Genomic DNA, 19,651 nt, shown 5'->3' on the forward strand with positions numbered 1-19,651 from the left:
TCGGGCAATTGTATACGCAGGATCAATTCCAATGGATACGGATCTGCTGCGAATAGGGCGATATGGCAAGGCGGCGCTCGGTCATCTGTCTGATATGCTTTATGGCCGGGATGTCACAGCTGCTTCGGGTCTGATTTGTACGCCTTCTCCCTCCGGTCTGTCTGTTACAATCGGGGCCGGGTCCATCACGGCATCAGGGACGATGGATGCTGCATTTCTGGGGGGGGCCGGTGGGGGATATGGCGCGGATGCAACCCCTACAACTTGCCAGTATTCAAGTGATCAGGATGTAACGGTTTCTGTTCCTGGAACTGGCGCGACATATACGGTTTTTGCTCTTTGTACCGAACAGGATGTCGATCAGACTGTACTCCCGTTTTTCAATGCCTCAAACCCCTCCCAGACGCAGGCGGGCATGAATAACGACGGAAATGCCTTGCCAACGCGGAGACAGGCAGGTCTTTCTTTTGTTGTTTCGACAGATACACCACCTGTGCCGCCCGGCAGCGCAATTGTTGGGCTATATACTCTGAATGTGCCTCAGGGAGCCACGTCTCTTTCTGGCGTACAGCCGCAGGCAGGGAAGGTTTTTTGGCCAACAATTCCTGAATTGGCAACGCAGACTTTGCTGCGTGCCGCTATGCAGCCTCTACAGCTTGTCACAGCCAATGCATCAGTTTCCATTCCAGTTTGGGCGTCCCGTGTGGAATTGCGTGTTGTGGGCGGCGGCGGCGGCGGCGCATCGTCTAATTCCATGACACTGAATGGATCATTTTCAGGTGGCGGCGGTGGCAGTGGGGGGGATGCTTCAGGGATTTATGACGTCAGCCTCGCAACTGGTAGCGCACTGAATGTGACAGTCGGCGCAGGTGGCGGATCGGAGCAGACGGGGGGCACCTCCCTTGTCAGTTACAATGGGCAAACATTGCTACAGGCTGGTGGAGGACAGGGTGGCTATTTTTATAGCGCCATGGGCTCTGCAGGTGGTGAAGGTGGCGTAGCGTCAGGCGGCACCGTCTGGAATCAGACTGGGACTTCGGGAGGAGACGGTCAAACGAATTCCAGTACCTTTGCAGGCTACGGCGGTAGCGGCCCATGGGGTGGCGGCGGTCGGTGCGGAAACGAAGGAGGGCGCAATGGCACCCATTTTGGTGCCGGAGGCGGGGGCTCTTATTCGACACCTGCAGATGGAACGCACTCGCCGGGCGGCGCTGGTTATTCCGGGTGTGTTATGTACCGTTTTCTGCCGTAAGGCAGGCGAGGGGACCTTAACTGGGTGTTCCCCTCGTTACGTAGACTCAATTCAATGAAATTTCGCCGTCCACCATATTGCGCGGCGGCATGTCTTTTTTCAGATTTACAACGTCCTCTCGGCTGACAGCAGGTGCGTTGTTTCCCCATGCATGACGGATAAACGTTGTGACATCTGCGATCTGCTGATCGCTGAGGCGATGCATGAAATCCGGCATCGTAAAGGCAGAAGGGGCTGTCTCGGTCTTGGGTAATGTTGCCCCACTCTGAATGATGTGAACGAGTGACGCCGGATTTTCTCCCATGACAACAGGGTTGCCCGCAAGCGGTGGAAAGACGGCAGGATATCCCTTGCCGTCTGTTCTGTGGCAGGCTGCACAATTATCGATATAGACTTTGGCACCTCGCGCGGAAACATCTGCTCTACGCAGAGCACTGGTGGATGCGGGGTCATAGACCCAGTTTTTCTGCGTCTTGTCGTAAGGCTTGAGAGTGCGCAGATATTTGGCCATCGCAAGAAGATCTGCGGCAGAAAGATGCTGCGTGCCGTGAACAATGGCAGACGTCATGGCACCAAAACTTTCTCCCTGCATGTTTCGTCCGGTCTTAAGAAACGCGACGATGTCCTCTTCGCTCCATCGACCTAAGCCAGTTCGGTTTTCCTGACGAAGCGAGGTTGGGACCCATCCATCGACAGCTACTCCACCTGACAGAAAGGCCTCGCTATCGGCCGCTGTAAGAGCTTTTTCCTGCATTGCAAGGCCACGTGGCGAGTGGCAGGCCCCACAATGTGCTGGACCTTCCACCAGATAAGCTCCGCGGGCTATCTGTGGATCTGTAAATGTCTGAAGCGTTTTGGCTTGAGCCTTGACTGGGGCAGGAGAGAACATCCAGCGCCAGAATGTCAGCGGCCAACGCATGGAAAGCGGCCAGCGAATACCATTTTCCGGTGTTGCGACGGATGATGCCTCAACACCGTCGTGGAAATAAGTGTAAAGCGCGTGAACGTCATGATCTGTCAGGCGGGCATAGGATGGATAGGGCATTGCGGGATAAAGCGTTGCACCATCTCGGCGGATGCCTTCTCGCAGGGCTTTTCCAAATTCGGCTTCTGAATATTTGCCGATCCCGTGCACCATATCGGGGGTAATGTTCGTGGAATGAACTGTACCGATCGGAAGAGAAAACGACACTCCTCCGGAATATTCCGGTTTTCCATGGATTGAATGGCAGGCTGCGCAATCAGAAGCGGCGGCAAGATAGCGGCCTTCTTCGATCAGGGCAGATTTTTCATCATTGGCTGAGGCATCATAACTGAAGAACAGAACGCTGCTGGTAAAGGCCAGAAAAGGAAAAAATTTCATGCCTTCACCAATGGACCAGGAGATTTCAGATAGGTTGTACGGATGTGATAGGCCGCCCAATAGGCAAGGGCCGCGACTGTGCCTGTGGGGTTATATCCCATCCCTTGCGGAAAAGCATTGGAGCCGATCACAAACACGTTCGAAACATCCCAGCTTTGAAGGTAGCGGTTGAGCGCGCTTGTTTTGGGATCTGTTCCCATAACTGCGCCGCCGCCGAGATGAGTGGTTTGATAGTGACGCGTGTCAAAAGGTTGGCCAGCATTGAGATGAACGAGATTGGTCTTCGTGGCGCCCATGGCTTTTGCCAGTGGTTCGATCTTGCTGACAACGTACTGGTTCATGCGGATATCGTTATCTTTCCACGTGAAGGTCATGCGAAGCAAAGGCAGGCCGTAAGCGTCTTTCCATGTCGGGTCCAAGTCTAGATAAACATCCCGGTAGGCCATGTTGCTGCCATGTGCATCCACCCCGATAGAGTGCTTATAACTGTCGATGAGAGCGCCTTTATACGCTGAGCCCCATCGTGGTGTGCCTCCGCCGCCTGTCCCGATGGCTGCGGCAATCGGCTTCGTTCCGGCCTGATTGACCCACACCGGAGACCCTCCGATGAAGCCAAGCGGGCCATGATCAAAATTCATGCTGTTGAAGTCATCAAATGCGACACCAACGCCGCCTGCACCAATGAACTGGTTGGTATATTTGGACGGTGGAAGCCAGATGCGCGACGACGTAATGGTCTGGTAAACGAAGTTCCGCCCAACTGTGCCTGTGTTCTGAACAGGATCATACGGCTTTCCGATGCCCGAGAGGAGCATCAGATGGACGTTATGAAACTGAAACGCACTCAGAATGACGAGGTCAGCGGAGAGGGAAACTTCTTTCTGCGTTTTCGTCTCCAGATACGTGACACCGGTTGCCTTGCTCTTGGTGCTGTCCAAGTCGACACGAAGAACGTGCGCATCGGAAATAAGAGTGAACCGAGGGTCCTGCCGGAGGGCAGGCAGAACGTTCACGTTCGGGGATGCTTTTGAGTAGAGGTAGCAATCATACCCGCTGCAATACCCGCAAAAATTGCAGGGCCCCATCTGGCAGCCGTACGGGTTCGTATACTGGCGGGATGCATTGGCTGCGGGTAGGGAATAGGGATGATAGCCCACCTGGGATGCCGCATCCCGAAAGGTAGAGGCGGTGAAGGTGTCTTTCATGGCCGGGAGCGGGAAATTATCCGACCGGTCTCCATCAAAGATATTACCGTTTCCGACAATTTTGCCGTTGACCCGATAGGCTTCGCCAGATGTTCCGAAAACCTTTTCGGCCTTGTCGAAAAAAGGTTCCAACTCCGCATAGGTCACGCCGTAGTCCTGAAGGTTCATGTCCTCAGGAATGAACTTCTCGCCGTAACGCTCTACTACTGAACTACGAAGCCTGAGATCTTCTGGAGAAGCGCGAAAATGGACGCCTGACCAGTGAAGCCCCGCTCCCCCAACGCCTTCGCCTGGCAGGAATGCTGCTAACTGACGATAGGGCAGTGCAGTTTGATCAATTGTATTGCGGACCGTGACTGTCGTCTGGGAAAGATTCTGGAAGAGGCGTTTACGAATTGCCCCCCGCAGTTCATCAATGGACTCCGGGTAAGCGCCTTCTACGGGCGTCGTACGCTCGGAGCCGCGTTCCAGCATGATGACCGACAGTCCGGCTTCGGTCAGTTCTTTCGCCATGATCGCACCAGCCCAGCCAGCTCCGACCACGATGGCATCTACGTGTTTTTTTGTCATGATTTAAGCCCCTCAGGCCGTTTCACCTGAGATGGAAACCGGACCAAACGGATAGGCTGCGCCGTCCTGATTGACCCAGTCCATGAAATCGGCCCGAGCACCCGGGAAGCCCAGCATCCGCCACCCGCCCAGCCCTCTGTTGCCACCATAAAGAGGATCAGAGAATACACCCTCAAGGGTATTGGTTCGGAGTTGCTCGAAGAAAACCCGGCCAGGAATATCTCCCAACGAGACAGAGCCGCCCTCCAGTGCCGTCAGAATAGCGTCCTGCTCTGCCACAGGAAGATCCGGAAAGGATTTTCCATGTTGCTGGCGGGTATAGGCGTCCAGTCCCTGAAGGCCTTTGCGATACAAATCGCGCGGCACAAACGGCAGCTGATAACCGAGATTAGCCGGGCCCTGTACGAAAGGGGCTGACATATACCAGTTGTTTCCCTGCGCGTAAGGCGTTTCCATCTGACGATCTATGAATTCTGCAACACCCAAGGCGCGCGCACCTGGTCCATGCTGATCCTGTGGAAAAAGCCGTTCCGTAGCGGATTCCAGCAGGCGGTACTCGTCAGGTGTGAAGAAGGAAGGGTGGTATGGCTGTTTGGATTCTTCAGCCAGGGCTTCAGCCCAGTGGGCATGGCCCCCAACCATCCAGAAGGATGTGGACCCAAGCAGGCCTTTGACAAAACTGCGGCGAAGAGGGCGGGTCACGGTCGGTTCCGTCGAAGGCACACTGTTCTCCAGCATAAGGGTAGGGTCATATTCGGAAAACAAACATATCCGGAATAAAAGATATCAGACCCCCATAGGACGGGTAGAGGTCGCAATGCCAGAGAACTTTCGATCATCATTTAGCGATGAGCGCTATTTACCCTGCTGAATCGCTGGCCTTTCCATTGGATGGAAGTTGCAGAACGCCTGCAGGAGGAGACTTCTGCTTCGGTGCTGCTGTTACAGGGGCTGTGCTGTCATCCCCTGCGCCCGTCGGGAAAATTGCATCTGGAATGCTGGATTGAACGGGGGCAGCAACGCTTGGCGTATTTGTGACTGCGGCTGGAACATCCTGTGTGACAGGCTTGGCGGGAGCAGCTGATGCGGTACTGCCTGGTCCATCAAGAGCCTGTTGCTTCACGCCGCCATCAACCAGAGGGTTTCCTACCGCATCTGTCATCCAGCTCATGAGTTTTTTACGGACCTGAAACTCAAGCTCAACATTCATGTCCTGCATCATCTGATTGGTCAGGGCATAGAGAGAAGCGCGGGATGTAGCGCTTTTGGTGCCGGTGTCGAGCTTTCGGCTGATCCGTGCATGGATATATCCCGTATGCAGATTTCCCGCATCGGCAATATTCAGCTGCACATCCAGGGCGCCTGAGATCGCATTCTCGCCCTCTGAAGAAATGTAGGCCTGTTTAATGATGAATGCTGCCTGACCCTGCTGTCCACTGGCAACCAGTCGTTGGTTAGCCATTTGTTTCAGGGCCTGATCGGGGGGCGTAGGGGCTTTCGAACTCAGGGAACCTGGGGCCGGAACAGCTTCATCCTGAATGTTGATTGTCGCCACATTCAGGTGCAACTGCGACAAATAGCTGTAGTCTGCGGGAGGGAATGTCTGCGCTGGCTCATCATCTGCACAACCCGCAAGACCAAGTGATAATCCCAGAGCGACTGCTCCGAACCAGTACCGTACACCCATCACGCTATTCCCCATGATCTTATTGGTCGTCGCGGCCCAATAGGCTCTTGAAACGCCCGAACAGCCCCTTCTTGTGCGGTGACTGTAATACCGGAGGCGGCTCCAACGGAAGCTCCGGCAAAAAAGACCGACGTTGAACAGGCTCTGATTCCCGAATTTCCGTCACTTCCGGACCGTTATCAGAAGGCTTTTCTGGCTTAGGATCAGTCGGTTTCACAACCGTCGGAGCCGGAGCCGGAGCCGCCTGAGGAACGCGGGGCGTCCGTAGCGAAGACGCCTGACCGACACCAAAGTCTTCCGGAAGGAAAGGACGTGCAGCTCTGATGACATCGGCATGTCCGGAATGTCGTGCAAACCATTCTAAAATCCAGCCAGGAATCAGCGGTCCTGACGGGTCGTCACTAATCAGGAGTGGGCCTCCTGGATAGTAAAATGATGGACGGTTTCCCGGTGTTGCTTCGTTCCACACAAGGTAGAAAACTGAATTTTCCAGTGCATCGTGGAAGCGATAAGCAGTTGCTGTGCCCAGCTTCATTTCAATCTGCGCCCGTACAGGCATTGCAGAAAACGGAGAGGACACGACCAGAACGTCCGTTCCTCTGCGAGCTGAAAGAAGCGCTTTCATCCGCCCTTCAGCCACGGGCTTTCCATCAGGGCAGGTCAGGGCTTCGCCGCTGTCCGCATGTCCGGCAGCAATGAAAATTGCATGGGGCGCATGTCGTCCCAGCCAGAGGCCCGACAGCTCCCGAAAAGCTGTTGAAGGAAGGTCAGTTCTAAAAGAGGTGGCATCGTCCCGGATGTCACCACCAAGAACGCCTTCCGCCAGTGGCCAGAATACCGAGTCCATGCCCGTCAGAAGGCGATCTTGTACATCTGGACGAAGCGCCATGACATGGCTGCCCTTGTAGGCTCCAGCCTCAATCCACCAGCAGGCTTGTCGTCCGCTGTCCTGATCCTGAAAGAGAATAACTTCGAACTGGCCAACAACCGGGTGGCGCTCCAAAGCTATCCAACCTGGATAAAGCTGTTCGACGGGAAGGCCGTCGATCCTGATTCCGTCGAGCAGTGGACGCGTCATGCAGGTTTTTCTCCAAGCTCATCACGAGTGAAACGGAAGCCGACATTGCAGAACTCACAGTTCATCGTGATGGCACCGTTTTCTACCATGTGATCCAGATCGTCTTCGCCAAAACGCTCCAGAACTGAGGCAAGTCGTGCCCGGGAGCAGCGGCAGCCGTAAGCCAGAGCGCGTGGTGTAGCAATCTGAACGTCTAACGTCCCGAACAGACGATGGATCAGATCACCACTTTCGAGCGTTTCGTCAAAAATTTCCTGGTCCCGCAATGTTTCGGCAAATGTGCAGGCCGTTTCCCAGGCATCCTCAGCCTGAGCATCATTCTCGATGCCGCCTTCATCTGCGATCCGTTCTAGCACCAGGGCACTGGCGCTCCAGCCGTCAACCGTCTTGAGGCAGAACAGCCGGATCCAGCAGTCATGCTGTTCGCTGGTCTGAAAATAGTGGACGGCCATCTCAGAAAGGGTCTCGCCCGTCAGCTCCACGATACCCTGATGGCGGTCCATATCCGCCCCTTGGTCGATCGTGAAGGCGAGGTAACCGTTACCAAGCAATTCTTTGGGGGATGTCGGTAGCGCTGCAGGGTCAGCATCTTCCGCAAGTCGGGCCGTAAAACGCAGATCGCCTGTATCTGTGGCATCAGCCAGCAGCATGGAGACAGGGCCATCTCCCTTGATCTGAAGGGAGAAAGATCCCTTGAATTTCAAGGCAGACGCCATGCCCGCAACCAATGCAAGAGCCTGCCCACCCATGGTCAGGACAGCATCAGGGAGATCATGCCGTGACAGGATGGCGTCTGCCAGCGCTCCAAGTCGAATCAGGCGTCCGCGGACGGGAGACTGTGCCAGATGAAATGGCACAATCCCCCCTGAAACAACCATGTTCGGGACGTTGGGGCGTCCCCTGTCAAGGAATGGCGGTGTATCGATCACCCGTTCTCTCTTCCAAGAGCCCAGAGAAGCAGGCCCTTTTGCGTATGAAGGCGGTTTTCCGCCTCGTCAAAAACAACAGACGCCGGGCTTTCGAACACCTCGGCAGTCACTTCTTCCCCGATATGGGCAGGCAGGCAGTGAAGGAACAGGGCATCGGGTGCAGCTTTTGCCATAAGGGCTGCATCCACCTGATAAGGGCGGAACGCTTCAAGACGCTGTTCGCGGTCCTTGTCGCCCATGCTGACCCAGGTGTCCGTGAGGACGGCATCTGCACCGGAGACAGCCTCGGCAGGGTTCTGGAAGACCTCGATGGAGGCACCATTCTGGCGTGCCCAGGCAACAGCACGCTCACTGGGCGCGAAACCCTCAGGCGTTGCCAGACGAACATTGAATTTGAGCAGAGCTGCCGCTTCCATCAGGGAAGTGGCTACGTTGTTGCCGTCCCCAATCCACGCAAGCGTCTTTCCCGCAATCGGGCCACGATGCTCTTCAAATGTCAGCACGTCTGCCAGAATCTGAATAGGATGGGAGACCGGCGTCAGACCGTTAATGACCGGAACCGTGCTCCACTTTGCCAGTTCGCGCAGGTTCTCGTCCGTGCCCGTTCGCAGAACAATTACGTCCAGAAAGCGCGACAGAACGCGCGCCGTGTCTGCAATGGTTTCCCCGCGGCCAAGCTGCATATCGCCCGGCGACAGGACAGACACCTGGCCACCCAACTGCCCCATACCCACTTCGAATGAAACACGTGTACGGGTGGAAGGCTGTGCCAGCATCAGTCCGAGCGTACGCCCTTCAAGAGGACGGTCCGGATGTAGCGGATTTTTACGATTATTCTGGAGTGCCTTGATGCGGGCCGACAGATCAATGATCTGTCGGATTACGTCGCTGCTGAAATCGCGAATATCAAGAAAATGCCGTGGCATCTGCTGGTCCGTTCCTGCTGTCCGGGGGGCAATTGCCAGACTCACGACACGTTCTCCTGTTCTTTCTTATGGGCTGCTACATATGCTTCGGCAGCTTCGATCAATTTCTTGCAGGCTTCCTGGCAGTCTTCTTCCGTCACGATCAACGGAGGCACCAGACGCAGCACATTATCGCCCGCACCAACGGTCAGAAGCCCTGCGGCCGTTACGAGTGGCATCACCTCTCCAACAGGCGGAACGCAGTGCAGACCACGCATCAGACCCATGCCGCGGACATCGTCAAAAACGCCTGGTGAACGCTTCACGACATCCCGCAGCATGCCGTCGAAGGCCTCTCCAACCGCGCAGACATGCGCCAGAAAGCCGGGGCTGAGAACTTCTTCCAGAACTGTCGTTCCTGCGGCACAAGCCAAGGGATTGCCGCCAAACGTCGTTCCGTGAGAACCGGGTGTCAGATGTTTGGCCAGCTCTTCCGTTGCGAGAACAGCCCCGAGCGGGAAGCCGCCACCAATGCCTTTGGCAATGGAAATGACGTCCGGCTTGATGCCATACCACTCATGTGCAAACAGCTTTCCTGTTCGGCCAACACCGGTCTGGACTTCGTCGAAGCCAAGATAGATGCCGTGCTCGTCACAGACTGCGCGCAAGGCCTTCATGAAGACTTCGGACGCTGGCTTAATGCCGCTTTCACCCTGGATGGGCTCCACGATAATACCGGCAGTTTCCGGCGTAATAGCTGCGCGCAGGGTATTGGTATTGTTGAACGGCGCATGATCGAACCCTTCAACAACAGGCCCAAACCCCTTTTGGTATGCAGGATTTCCGGTCGCAGAAATCATGGCCAATGTCCGACCGTGAAACGCGCCATCAAAGCAAAGAATTCGCGTACGCTCGGGATGGCCGTTCTCGAACTGCGCCCGACGGATCATCTTCACCATGCCCTCGTTCGCTTCAGCGCCCGAGTTGCAGAACAGCACAGAGTCCGCGAATGAGTTCTTCACCAGAAGATCCGCCAGCTTTTCAGCCTGCGGAATACGGTAGAGGTTCGAGACGTGCATGACCTTCGCGGCCTGATCCGCAATGGTCTTCACCAGCTTCGGGTGGCCGTGGCCCAGCGAAGAGACGGCAATGCCAGCCCCGAAATCCAGATATCGTCGCCCGTCCGATGCCGTCAGCCAGACGCCTTCGCCCTGCTCGAAAGCAAGGTCGGCACGTTTGTAATTGGGCATGAGGGAGGAGATCATGATGATCGTCGATCCTGGATCAGGGTGAATGAAAGCTGCAGAATCGGAAAACCCTGCCCCGGTCGCCCGGGGCAGGGCCAAAGATTCCGCAGACACATACTGTGCGGCAGAAATGCGATCCGTCAAACCCCTTGCGGGGAAAGAACGGTTGTCAGGCGCGCCTGTAAACCAGATCCCGCGCCAGCCAGCATCCGACCTTCACCGTGTTGACGCCTGAAGAATCCCGTTCGAACAGCAGCGTCCAGTCGCCCGGCGCCGTATGATCAAGCGCCCGAGGGCACGGCAAAACCCAGACGTCCCGTGCCAGCCTTTGAAGCGGTTCCATCCGGCCATTGCCCAGAAAGCCTGAGAAACCGCCATAGACCACGCCACCTGCCAGTTCGATGGTGACTTCCGCCTCATCCAGCTCCTCACAGCGATAAACGCCTTCAAGTGCTTCGATGTCTTCACCGGCAGTTTCGTCACAGGCGGTGAGAATGCCCACGCGGTTTTCACCCGGCCGCTCCATCCGCATTTCGTCTCCCTGACGAACAATCTGGACGCTCGGTGTTTCAGCCCGCGAGGCGGAAACACCTTCCAGCATCTCCGGTACCATCAGATATCGAAGCTTGGCTCCGCCGGGAGCGGGCTCGATTCGCGCGGATAGCCCCGTTTCTCGCTCAATTAAGGTGCCGTACAATTCATGAGGCGGCTGTGTGGTCCGATCCGGCTCGTAGGGAACACCCAGTGCTGCTGCCAGGATCTGTCCCGCTGCAACCTGTGCAGGCGACATATGATTGAACATCACAACAATAGACAGGCGCTCAGATGCGACGTGCAGTCTGTGGGACCGCCAGCCTCTTAGGGCGCCGCCATGCATCGTCACATCACGCCCGAAAAGTGATGTCCGTTGCAGTCCAAATCCGTAAGGCGCGGCTTCACCATCACGGAAGGTCACCGGCGTTGTCAGACGGTTGTAAAGCCCGTCAGGATCATCGCGCGTCGCATCAATGAAACGCTCCCAGGCAATCATGTCATCCAGCGATGCGCCCAGACCTGCATCCCCGGTCCACCAGATGTTATTGACAGCCGGGCGGAAGCCGCTCTCCACGGTTCCTTCATATCCAACAGTCCCGTCCGGCATGGCGCGTGTTTCGGCGGCCAGAATGGCCCGTTCCATGCCCACGGGATTGAAAATGGACGTCTGAAGCAGTTCAGCAAAATTCCGCCCTGTTCTGTCTTCCAGAATGTCAGACAGCAGGCGGAAGTTCTGGTTCACATAGGAGTAAGATGTACCAGGCTGGAACTGGAGCGTACGCGTGCCATCAATAACGCGACGTCCTTCCCGATCCCCGAAAAATCCTTCGACTGGTGCGCCATGCAACATCGCCACAGCCCAGTAGTCACGCAGGCCTGACTGGTTGTGTGCAAGGTGAAGCGCGCCTGGCGCGGGCTCATCCAGTTGCGGCAACCGGTCGTCCACATCTCCATCCAGTTCCGCCGGGTCCTGGAAAAGATCCAGCAATACGCCACAGGTGAACTGCTTCGTGATGGAGCACATGCGGAACAGGGAAGACGGGGTGAACGGCAGGCGCCGCTCCGCATTGGCGTAGCCCCATGTGTGACGGACAAGAACCTCGCCATCTTTCACGACAGCCACAGCCCCACCGGGGCCAGGAAAACGGACAGGAAGGGCGGAGACAGCCGCCTCGAGGCGGGCTGAAAGAGAGTCGCTCATGGGTCGAATGATGACCCTATCCGATCTTGCCGTAAATGCCCTCTTCGCAGCATACTCATCCACTATGGAGGACATACCAACAGCACCTGATTTCAAGGCACTGCGCGAAATGGCCCTGGCCCACGTGGCTCGCTTTGCCACAACCGAGCATAGTCTGCGCCAGACGCTGGAACGTCGTCTTCGGCGCTGGGGCACGCGAGCCGTGCATGCCGGGCTGCCTGAAGAAGATGCCGAAGCCACAATCAGAACTCTTCGACCTGCCGTGGAAGACGTCATTGTCGCCATGACAGAACTCGGAGCCGTCAATGATGCCGGATTCGCCCGTTCCCGCGCTCTGAACCTGACCCGGACCGGACGATCTCGCCGGGCTGTCGCCGCACATCTGGCCACGAAGGGCGTTGATCAGACGACCACGCAGGAAGCGCTCAACGAATCGCTGGGTGAAAGATCAGACGAGACGGCGCGGGAGGCAGAACTGGCGGCTGCGCTCGTTCTGGCGCGTAAACGTCGCGTTGGTCCCTTCTGCCGCCCGGACCGTCCGCAAGAGGACTTGGTTCGCGTTATGGGAATCTTTGCGCGCAATGGTTTTTCCAGGGATGTCGTGCAAACAGCTTTGGAAATGGACACTGAAGAAGCAGAAGACCGCATCATCGCCTTCCGGAGCCGCCCATGAAAAAACTGGCACTCTGCCTGCTGCTGTCGCTCACAGCCTGTGGCGGTAGTCGCGAATACAGTCGTGCCAGTTTCAATGGGCCACTCCAGTGCGCGCCTTATGCCCGCTCCCGAACAGGTCTTCAGTTGCGGGGAGATGCTGCCTCTTGGTGGCGCCAGTCTGCGGGGCATTATGCCAGAAGCCATGCCCCCATCGCAGGCTCTGTTCTGGTCTTCCGGGCAACGTCCCGTGTACCGAGCGGACACGTTTCCATCGTGCGCAGACAGATTTCTTCAAACACGATCCTCGTAGATCATGCTAACTGGGAACCGGGACGCATTGATCGCAATGTTCCCATCACGGATGTTTCACCCCGTCATGACTGGACACTCGTCCGGGTCTGGTGGGCACCCATTCACGGCCTGGGGCGCCGAGCCTATCCAACCTATGGCTTCGTTTCGGCCTCCGGTCCGGATGATGCGTCCTGAGCGAACGCTTGCACAAACGCCCAAGCCTTGCCACATGAAGGTGTAGCCTTGGCTTTTCGGAGTAATACATTATGGGCAGCATGAGCCCCGTTCACTGGCTGATCCTGGCGGTCGTCCTGCTCGTCGTGTTTGGCGGCGGTGGAAAGATCAGCGGCCTGATGGGAGACTTCGCGAAGGGCATCAAGTCCTTCAAGAAGAACATGGGCGAAGACGAGAACATGACGCCGCCTGAAGCCAATCAGGCGCCGGGTCATATCTCGGCCCCCAATCAGTCGCCCGGTTACAGCCAGACGACCACCAACAGCGACACGCACCGCACGCAGGTCTGATGTTGAATACGACGTCTGATACGGCATGGACCGAGGGCGCCGGGCAAATCGTCCGGGCGGGCCAGCGGATGGATCAGCGCGGCTGGGTTCCAGCGACAGCTGGCAACCTGTCCGTACGGCTGGCAGATGGCCGCATCGCCATCACGCGGTCAGGAGGGCACAAAGGCTTCCTGACAGAGCAGGACGTGATCCAGATCACCCCTGAAGGCGTACCGCTGGACCCAACGAAGCGGGCCAGTGCGGAAACCCTGCTGCATACCCAGCTCTACGCACATAATCCGTCAATCGGGGCTGTACTGCACGGTCACTCTGTTGCCGCCACCATCCTGTCCATGGATGAACCAACAGACGCGATCACCCTCGCGGGCTATGAAGTGCTGAAGGTTTTCGAAGGCCAGTCAACGCACGACACCGGCCTGGAGTTACCCCTGTTTCACAACGATCAGGATATCGCCCGTCTCTCGACAGTTGTCGCTCCGAAACTGTCGGACATGCGTCTGGGTTACCTGATCCGCGGTCATGGCGTTTATGTCTGGGGTAAAGATATGTTCACAGCATTGGCGCGGCTTGAAGGGCTTGAATTCCTGCTTGCCTGCCATCTCGCCCGTCTCCAGAAGGCACGCTGAACCATGAGCAGACTGACTGTTTATCGGGACGATAGCCCCGAAACGATCCTTCTCGACGTCACCACCCCCGGGGAAATCGCGGAGACCCTGCGTCCGCACAACATCCGTTTTGAACGCTGGACGCCGCCTGTCACGCCTGCAAAAGACGCGACGACGGACGAAATTCTGGACGCGTATCGCCCCTACCTAGACACCCTGATGGGTGAAACGGGCGCGGGAAGTGCAGACGTGGTGCGCATCAATGCGTCCACGCCCAATCTGCCAGAGTTGCGCAAGAAGTTCCTCTCGGAGCATACGCACAGCGAAGATGAAGTCCGGTTCTTCGTGCATGGTCAGGGCGCTTTCGTCCTGCACATTCACGGTCGGATCTATTCGGTTCTTTGCACGGCCGGAGACTTGATTTCTGTGCCAGAAGGCATTCCTCACTGGTTTGATGCTGGTCCGTCCCCGGATGTGGTCGCTCTGCGCGTTTTCACCGACACAACTGGCTGGATCGCTCAATATACAGGCGATGACATCGCCGAGCGTTTCCCCGCAGACGTCTCCATTTCCTCCTGAAAGTCCGACATGATCCGTCTCGTCCTGCTTGATATCGAAGGCACGACCCTGCCGATCTCTTTCGTTCGGGACGTCATGTTCCCTTATGCGGCCAAGGCCCTTCCGGCTTTGATCGAAGACCACACAAACCCGCAGGTTGTGGCCGCACGAGCAGATATTGCCATCTCCCATCCTGGAGAAGATCCGTTGAAGGTCTGTCAGGACTGGATGGCGAAGGACGAGAAAGCGGCTCCCCTCAAAACACTTCAGGGCATCACCTGGCGGCAGGGTTTTGAAGATGGCACGCTCCGGGCAGATCTCTACAAAGACGTTCCCCCAGCCCTGAAGGCTTGGTCTGAGGGCGGCCTGCGTCTCGCGGTGTACTCCTCCGGCTCCATTCCATCCCAGAAGCTTCTGTATGGCTATACGGAGCAGGGTGACCTGACGTCCCTGTTCGACGGCTTTTTCGACCTTTCTACAGGTGGGAAGAAAGACGCAGCGTCATACACAAAAATTGCGGCAGCCTGCGGCCTGAATCCGGAAGATATTCTCTTCCTTTCTGACATCGGAGCAGAACTGGATGCTGCGTTGGAAGCTGGCCTTAAGGTCTGTCAGCTTGTACGGCCACAGGATCAGACAGTGCCGCATGAAGGCGTACCGCACGCGGCGGATCTGAATGACGTTACCCAGAAGTTCAGTCTCCCCGTATGACCCTGCACACTGATTGGCGAGATATCCCGAAGGACGCCCTTGGTACAGTTGCCGCTCTAGGGAATTTTGACGGCGTTCATCGCGGGCATGTGCACCTTCTGAATAGCCTCCGTGCCGCACGTCCAGACCATCCCCTGTCCGTCGTGACGTTCGATCCGCATCCCAGAGAGCTGTTTCGCCCTCAGGACCCGCCGTGTCGGCTCATGCTCCCGGATGTTCGCGCCAAGGCTCTGGAAGAGCAAGGTGTGTCGCACGTTTTCCAGATTCCTTTCGACGAAGAGTTTTCACGGTTAAGCGCTGAATCCTTCGTTCAGGATGTTCTTCTGCGGTCTCTTGGTGTTCGTCATGTCGCCTGTGGCGCAGATTTTGCCTTTGGCCACCGTAGAACCGGAAACACTGACGATCTGGAAGCGCTTCTGGCGCCAAAGGGTGTCGGGCTGACGATCGTGCCGCAGTTAGTGGATGAGGGCGGCCCCATCTCATCCAGCCGCATTCGCCGTCTCCTTCAGGAAGGATATCCTGAAAGGGCAGCACTGGAACTGGGCCGGCCATGGTCAATCGTCGGGCCGGTTATTCATGGAGATCAGCGGGGGCGGCTTCTGGGCTTTCCCACAGCGAACATTCCCCTTCGTCAGCATCTTGAACCCGCACGCGGAGTTTATGCCGTTCAGGTGACGCTACCAGATGGGCGTGTCATCCCCGGAGTGGCAAATATTGGCCGACGCCCGACGATCAACGACGGGCAGGAAAGCCGTCTTGAGGTTCATCTTTTTGATTTTTCGGAAGACCTTTACGGCAAGACCCTGAGTGTCGCTCTGATTGCTCTGCTGCGAGATGAAAAGCGCTTCTCGGGGCTCGAAGAGCTCAAAGCCCAGATTGCTCAGGATGCCGAACAGGCGCGCGGTCTTCTAGAGATTTAAAACCCGCATCATTTTTGATGAGCTTTCCAGCAGGCTGTTCCGTGAGGAACAGCCTGTTTTTTTATGCCCATATCCAGGGCGGTCTCTGTGCTAATTATATCACTGAATGTCTAATTTATGACGAAGGATGTAAAATTCTCGCTTTCCTATATTGAGAATCATTCTCATTGTCGCTTTAAGGGCAATCGCTTTTATCCTTTTGCAGGATCGTGATGCGATGCACCCGAAACATTCCATCCGGCCCCTCGGGCCACTTTCTCTTGCCGCTGGTCTGACATTGGTGGGCACGGCCGCCCATGCCCAGTCCACCTCGCACCATCACAAAACGCGCCATTCACAAGGGCGGCGCAATGCAGCAGCTCTTCCCAAGGAAACACCGACAACTACGGTTCCAACGCCTCATTCTGATGTTCAGCAGGCTAGTAGTGTGGAGGCCAGCGCCGCAGAGGCCGAGCATCTTCATGTCGTCGGTTCGCCGATGAACATTCTGCAGACGCCGATGGGGATCAGCCGCCTCCCGGATGATGTTCTGCACACGCCGCAGACCATCAACGTTGTGCCGAAAGTCCTGATGGAGCAGCAGAACGTCAAATCCCTTGATGAGGCTTTGCGCAATGTTCCGGGTGTCACCGCATCTGTCGGAGAGGGCGAGGGGGGAATGGCGGGAGATCAGTTTCTGATCCGCGGCTTCTCAGCCAGTAACGACATTTATGAAAATGGTCTGCGTGACTTCGGCGTCTATACCCGGGACAGCTTTGATTACGACCACATCACGGTCATTAAAGGACCATCGTCGGAAGTTTTCGGGAACGGGACGACGGGCGGAGCGATCAACATTACCACGAAGGTTGCCCACCTCGGGGACAGCTATAGCGGCAGTTTCTCAGGTGGCTCCGCTGATTATTATCGCGGCACCCTCGATTTCAATAAGCAGATCGGTGAATCAACGGCCATCCGCATCACGGGTATGGGGAACGAGAACAACACGGTTGGCCGGAATGACGTCTATTCCCACCGCTGGGGTATTGCGCCATCCATCGCCTTTGGCCTGGGCAAGCGTACAACGCTCACCCTCGAATACTTGCATCAGACCAGCAACAACGTTCCGGATTATGGTGTGCCTGTCATTACCAAGCCGGGAACAAAGGTTGCTGTCCCCATCACGGAATACGGGCTCAACCGCAACAACTGGTATGGCACGACCTATGACCAGGACGCCTCCAGTGTGGATATGCTGACGGCCCGACTGAAGTTCGACCTGAACAAGAACATCACGTTCTATAACGACCTTCGCGGCGGCAAATACAGCCGTTATTTCTCAGCCTCCCAGCCCGGCTGTGACACAACCTGCGCGACGGATTTCTTCACCAATCCGTCTGCCGCGGTTGTTGACAGACGTGGCCATCTTGGCGGTCCAGAGCCCTACCAGCAGAATGACTGGTCGGTGCAGGACGTGTTCTCCGGCGTTGCGAAATTTTCGACCGGCAGCATCCGTCACCAGATTATTGCAGGTGTGGATATCGAACACGTTTATGACCGCCGCACAAACTACGCGTATAACTTCAACGGCCAGAATGGCACAAAGGCCGATACCACAAGCCTTCTCAACCCTTCTGCCACGCAGCCGGGTCTATTGTTGGGGTCTGCCAGTCAATACAGCTACGATCTGGTCAATGTGTCCGGGGTCGGCCAACCGCGTTACAAAACAGGCGATGCGACTGATGTTGGGGCGTTCTTCTCCGAACAGTTCTGGCTGACGTCATGGTTCTCGGTCCGCGGTGGCTTTCGCTGGGATCACTGGGACAGCCACTACGCGGCGAACGGTGGGGAAGCCGGGGCAGGCGTCTCTTATGGGCAGACACAGGATACGTTCAATCCCAGTGTCAGCCTCATGTACACGCCAAACAGTAATCTGATGGTCTATTTCAACTGGGCCCAGTCCACGACGCCGCTTGGACTGTATGTGACCAGCGGAACCGAACCCCTGAAATCCTCAACGGAAGGATTCAGCCCGGAACGCAGCAGCCTGTACGAGCTCGGCGCCAAATATAACGCCTTTCACGGTCGCATGGGCTTCACCGCGTCTGTTTTCAGGCTGGAGAAGGGCAACGCCATGCAGACGGATGCGTCTACCGGTGATGTCACGTCATCCAGCGACAGGCAGCGCAATCAGGGCGTCGAACTCAGTGTGTCCGGTGAGATCCTGAAGAACTGGACCATGATCGGCACCTACGCTTACTACGACGCAACCACGGTTAGCTCTCTCACGGCAGCGGATGTTGGCAAGCGTATTCAGTATGCGCCGAAAAATTCGGCAACCATCTGGTCCACCTACACCATCGCTCCCAATCGTCCCTGGAACCTGACGTTTGGTGGCGGACTGACATGGCGCGACGGGGTTTGGCTCAATGCCGCCAATACGGCGCGTGTTCCTGCCACCATGGAGTGGGATGCCGTGATTTCCCATAATTTCGGCAAGCACTGGCGGATCGCCATGAATGGCTACAACCTCGATAACCGCCTGAACTACAGCAATCTGTTCTCTGACCGTGCAACACCTGCGGTTGGTCGCTCGTTCCTGGCCAACATTTCGGCCAATTATTGAGCCTCATGTCAGGCCGGATTATTCCGGCCTGATTTTTGCGTCCTCGGTGGAGAGCGGCACGCCCATTTCTTTCAGACGGTCCTGAACCCGTGTTTCCAGAGCTGGGTCTCTTTTGTTTCCCAGAAGAGCCAGCTTCTTGTTCATCGCCAGAAGAATGTCAGACGTGGCATCCACAACAGCCTTGCGCCACCAGCCCAGCGCTTCGTCAATCTGGCCAGCATCCACCAGCGCCGTCGCATAGTTGTGCTGCCCCCGGTAATCTCCACCTTCTGCTGACTTCCGATACCAGTCCAAGGCTGCCGCGCGGTCTTGGGGCACAACCCAGCCTTCTTCCAGAAAACGCGCATACAGGTTCATGGATTTTGCATGGCCCTTGTGCGCCGCCGTTCGAAACAGATGAAGCGCCTTTGGCAGATCCTGGGGCTGCCCGATGCCCCGCATGGTCAGAATGCCCAGATTATAGCGGCCCCATTCGTCTCCAGCGTCAGCTGCTGCTGCATAACACCGGGAGGCTTCCTGAAGGTCTTTTTCGCATCCCCAGCCGAATTGAAAGCACCGGCCCCTCATATTGTGCCCCGGCCCGAACCCAGCCTTTGCGGCAATTGTAAACCATTCCAATGCCCCGACAGGGTCCTTGGGAACATAAATGCTCTCCAGCAGGATCTGCCCCCACTGGACGATTTCCAGATGGTGCCCTTTCAGGGCTTTCTCACGGATGATCTCGATATGAGACGGCAGCGGGGGGGCTGCCTCACGTTCGGGTGGGCGGGAAAAGATTTTCCTGAAAACGCGCTTCATGCCGGGGTCACCAT

Annotated in this window: 19 protein-coding genes; 9 read left to right on the forward strand and 10 right to left on the reverse strand. The window is 56.6% G+C overall.

Annotation, left to right across the window (positions count from 1 at the left end):
• Nucleotides 1–31 precede the first annotated feature (31 nt).
• Nucleotides 32–1,252, forward strand: coding sequence for a hypothetical protein (locus tag HK24_RS01885; RefSeq protein WP_233125951.1), 1,221 nt, complete (start codon nucleotides 32–34; stop codon nucleotides 1,250–1,252).
• 46 nt (nucleotides 1,253–1,298) lie between these two features.
• Here HK24_RS01885 and HK24_RS01890 read toward each other — a convergent pair whose 3' ends face one another.
• The 9 genes from HK24_RS01890 to HK24_RS01930 all read right to left on the reverse strand — a co-directional run bounded on the left by HK24_RS01890 (nucleotide 1,299) and on the right by HK24_RS01930 (nucleotide 11,971).
• Nucleotides 1,299–2,615: a cytochrome c gene (locus tag HK24_RS01890; protein ID WP_086633090.1), complete on the reverse strand. Its 1,317-nt coding sequence runs from the start codon at nucleotides 2,613–2,615 to the stop codon at nucleotides 1,299–1,301.
• Nucleotides 2,612–4,390 (reverse strand): GMC family oxidoreductase, encoded by a 1,779-nt coding sequence (locus HK24_RS01895; protein ID WP_086633091.1) that lies wholly within the window; start codon nucleotides 4,388–4,390, stop codon nucleotides 2,612–2,614. Before HK24_RS01895 ends, HK24_RS01890 begins: the two co-directional genes overlap by 4 nt.
• 12 nt (nucleotides 4,391–4,402) lie before the next feature.
• Nucleotides 4,403–5,128: a gluconate 2-dehydrogenase subunit 3 family protein gene (locus HK24_RS01900; protein WP_086633092.1), complete on the reverse strand. Its 726-nt coding sequence runs from the start codon at nucleotides 5,126–5,128 to the stop codon at nucleotides 4,403–4,405.
• Between the two features lie 121 nt (nucleotides 5,129–5,249).
• A complete protein-coding gene (locus HK24_RS01905) occupies nucleotides 5,250–6,077 on the reverse strand; it encodes a hypothetical protein (protein WP_086633146.1) in 828 nt (275 codons plus the stop codon).
• A 19-nt stretch (nucleotides 6,078–6,096) separates the two neighbouring features.
• The gene (locus HK24_RS01910; protein ID WP_086633093.1) at nucleotides 6,097–7,155 is read right to left on the reverse strand and encodes a hypothetical protein; all 1,059 of its coding nucleotides are present in this window, start codon (nucleotides 7,153–7,155) and stop codon (nucleotides 6,097–6,099) included.
• A complete protein-coding gene (locus HK24_RS01915; protein ID WP_086633094.1) occupies nucleotides 7,152–8,033 on the reverse strand; it encodes an Hsp33 family molecular chaperone HslO in 882 nt (293 codons plus the stop codon). The genes HK24_RS01910 and HK24_RS01915 overlap by 4 nt, the downstream gene beginning before the upstream one ends.
• Before the next feature lie 47 nt (nucleotides 8,034–8,080).
• Complete coding sequence (gene argF / locus HK24_RS01920) at nucleotides 8,081–9,010, reverse strand: ornithine carbamoyltransferase (RefSeq protein ID WP_198942041.1); 930 nt, start codon at nucleotides 9,008–9,010, stop codon at nucleotides 8,081–8,083.
• Nucleotides 9,011–9,051: 41 nt separating this feature from the next.
• Nucleotides 9,052–10,254, reverse strand: a complete 1,203-nt coding sequence (locus tag HK24_RS01925) for an aspartate aminotransferase family protein (protein WP_086633147.1) — start codon at nucleotides 10,252–10,254, stop codon at nucleotides 9,052–9,054.
• 151 nt (nucleotides 10,255–10,405) lie between these two features.
• A complete protein-coding gene (locus tag HK24_RS01930) occupies nucleotides 10,406–11,971 on the reverse strand; it encodes a D-aminopeptidase (protein WP_086633096.1) in 1,566 nt (521 codons plus the stop codon).
• A gap of 64 nt (nucleotides 11,972–12,035) precedes the next feature.
• On the opposite strand from HK24_RS01930, the gene HK24_RS01935 reads away from it, so the two are divergent.
• From HK24_RS01935 to HK24_RS01970, 8 genes are all read left to right on the forward strand, one after another.
• A complete protein-coding gene (locus tag HK24_RS01935) occupies nucleotides 12,036–12,644 on the forward strand; it encodes a regulatory protein RecX (RefSeq protein ID WP_086633148.1) in 609 nt (202 codons plus the stop codon).
• The gene (locus HK24_RS01940) at nucleotides 12,641–13,111 is read left to right on the forward strand and encodes a CHAP domain-containing protein (RefSeq protein ID WP_046900274.1); all 471 of its coding nucleotides are present in this window, start codon (nucleotides 12,641–12,643) and stop codon (nucleotides 13,109–13,111) included. The genes HK24_RS01935 and HK24_RS01940 overlap by 4 nt, the downstream gene beginning before the upstream one ends.
• 71 nt (nucleotides 13,112–13,182) lie before the next feature.
• The gene (locus tag HK24_RS01945; protein ID WP_046900273.1) at nucleotides 13,183–13,440 is read left to right on the forward strand and encodes a twin-arginine translocase TatA/TatE family subunit; all 258 of its coding nucleotides are present in this window, start codon (nucleotides 13,183–13,185) and stop codon (nucleotides 13,438–13,440) included.
• The gene (locus tag HK24_RS01950; RefSeq protein ID WP_086633097.1) at nucleotides 13,440–14,066 is read left to right on the forward strand and encodes a methylthioribulose 1-phosphate dehydratase; all 627 of its coding nucleotides are present in this window, start codon (nucleotides 13,440–13,442) and stop codon (nucleotides 14,064–14,066) included. The genes HK24_RS01945 and HK24_RS01950 overlap by 1 nt, the downstream gene beginning before the upstream one ends.
• Nucleotides 14,067–14,069: 3 nt before the next feature.
• Entirely contained in the window at nucleotides 14,070–14,624 is a 555-nt protein-coding gene (locus HK24_RS01955; RefSeq protein ID WP_046900271.1) for an acireductone dioxygenase, read from the forward strand.
• Between the two features lie 9 nt (nucleotides 14,625–14,633).
• Nucleotides 14,634–15,314 (forward strand): acireductone synthase, encoded by a 681-nt coding sequence (gene mtnC, locus HK24_RS01960; RefSeq protein ID WP_086633098.1) that lies wholly within the window; start codon nucleotides 14,634–14,636, stop codon nucleotides 15,312–15,314.
• The gene (locus tag HK24_RS01965) at nucleotides 15,311–16,234 is read left to right on the forward strand and encodes a bifunctional riboflavin kinase/FAD synthetase (RefSeq protein WP_086633099.1); all 924 of its coding nucleotides are present in this window, start codon (nucleotides 15,311–15,313) and stop codon (nucleotides 16,232–16,234) included. Before mtnC ends, HK24_RS01965 begins: the two co-directional genes overlap by 4 nt.
• A gap of 217 nt (nucleotides 16,235–16,451) precedes the next feature.
• Entirely contained in the window at nucleotides 16,452–18,839 is a 2,388-nt protein-coding gene (locus HK24_RS01970) for a TonB-dependent siderophore receptor (protein ID WP_143412282.1), read from the forward strand.
• Between the two features lie 18 nt (nucleotides 18,840–18,857).
• On the opposite strand, the gene HK24_RS01975 is transcribed toward HK24_RS01970, so the two are convergent.
• Nucleotides 18,858–19,637 carry a tetratricopeptide repeat protein gene (locus HK24_RS01975; protein ID WP_086633100.1) on the reverse strand — a complete coding sequence of 260 codons (780 nt, stop codon included), beginning with the start codon at nucleotides 19,635–19,637 and terminating at the stop codon, nucleotides 18,858–18,860.
• Nucleotides 19,638–19,651 lie beyond the last annotated feature (14 nt).

This window comes from Gluconobacter sp. DsW_058, assembly GCF_002153615.1.
GTDB lineage: Bacteria > Pseudomonadota > Alphaproteobacteria > Acetobacterales > Acetobacteraceae > Gluconobacter > Gluconobacter cerinus.

What these genes read in the sequence shown, in the direction of transcription:
- HK24_RS01945 (WP_046900273.1), top strand. Translation starts at nt 13,183, where the DNA reads ATGGGCAGCATGAGCCCCGTTCACTGGCTGATCCTGGCGGTCGTCCTG.
- HK24_RS01915 (WP_086633094.1), bottom strand. Translation starts at nt 8,033, where the DNA reads ATGGTTGTTTCAGGGGGGATTGTGCCATTTCATCTGGCACAGTCTCCC.
- argF (WP_198942041.1), bottom strand. Translation starts at nt 9,010, where the DNA reads ATGCCACGGCATTTTCTTGATATTCGCGATTTCAGCAGCGACGTAATC.
- HK24_RS01885 (WP_233125951.1), top strand. Translation starts at nt 32, where the DNA reads ATGGATACGGATCTGCTGCGAATAGGGCGATATGGCAAGGCGGCGCTC.
- HK24_RS01965 (WP_086633099.1), top strand. Translation starts at nt 15,311, where the DNA reads ATGACCCTGCACACTGATTGGCGAGATATCCCGAAGGACGCCCTTGGT.
- HK24_RS01925 (WP_086633147.1), bottom strand. Translation starts at nt 10,254, where the DNA reads ATGATCTCCTCCCTCATGCCCAATTACAAACGTGCCGACCTTGCTTTC.
- HK24_RS01975 (WP_086633100.1), bottom strand. Translation starts at nt 19,637, where the DNA reads ATGAAGCGCGTTTTCAGGAAAATCTTTTCCCGCCCACCCGAACGTGAG.
- HK24_RS01930 (WP_086633096.1), bottom strand. Translation starts at nt 11,971, where the DNA reads ATGAGCGACTCTCTTTCAGCCCGCCTCGAGGCGGCTGTCTCCGCCCTT.
- mtnC (WP_086633098.1), top strand. Translation starts at nt 14,634, where the DNA reads ATGATCCGTCTCGTCCTGCTTGATATCGAAGGCACGACCCTGCCGATC.
- HK24_RS01895 (WP_086633091.1), bottom strand. Translation starts at nt 4,390, where the DNA reads ATGACAAAAAAACACGTAGATGCCATCGTGGTCGGAGCTGGCTGGGCT.
- HK24_RS01955 (WP_046900271.1), top strand. Translation starts at nt 14,070, where the DNA reads ATGAGCAGACTGACTGTTTATCGGGACGATAGCCCCGAAACGATCCTT.
- HK24_RS01970 (WP_143412282.1), top strand. Translation starts at nt 16,452, where the DNA reads ATGCACCCGAAACATTCCATCCGGCCCCTCGGGCCACTTTCTCTTGCC.
- HK24_RS01940 (WP_046900274.1), top strand. Translation starts at nt 12,641, where the DNA reads ATGAAAAAACTGGCACTCTGCCTGCTGCTGTCGCTCACAGCCTGTGGC.
- HK24_RS01910 (WP_086633093.1), bottom strand. Translation starts at nt 7,155, where the DNA reads ATGACGCGTCCACTGCTCGACGGAATCAGGATCGACGGCCTTCCCGTC.
- HK24_RS01935 (WP_086633148.1), top strand. Translation starts at nt 12,036, where the DNA reads ATGGAGGACATACCAACAGCACCTGATTTCAAGGCACTGCGCGAAATG.
- HK24_RS01900 (WP_086633092.1), bottom strand. Translation starts at nt 5,128, where the DNA reads ATGCTGGAGAACAGTGTGCCTTCGACGGAACCGACCGTGACCCGCCCT.
- HK24_RS01950 (WP_086633097.1), top strand. Translation starts at nt 13,440, where the DNA reads ATGTTGAATACGACGTCTGATACGGCATGGACCGAGGGCGCCGGGCAA.
- HK24_RS01905 (WP_086633146.1), bottom strand. Translation starts at nt 6,077, where the DNA reads ATGGGTGTACGGTACTGGTTCGGAGCAGTCGCTCTGGGATTATCACTT.
- HK24_RS01890 (WP_086633090.1), bottom strand. Translation starts at nt 2,615, where the DNA reads ATGAAATTTTTTCCTTTTCTGGCCTTTACCAGCAGCGTTCTGTTCTTC.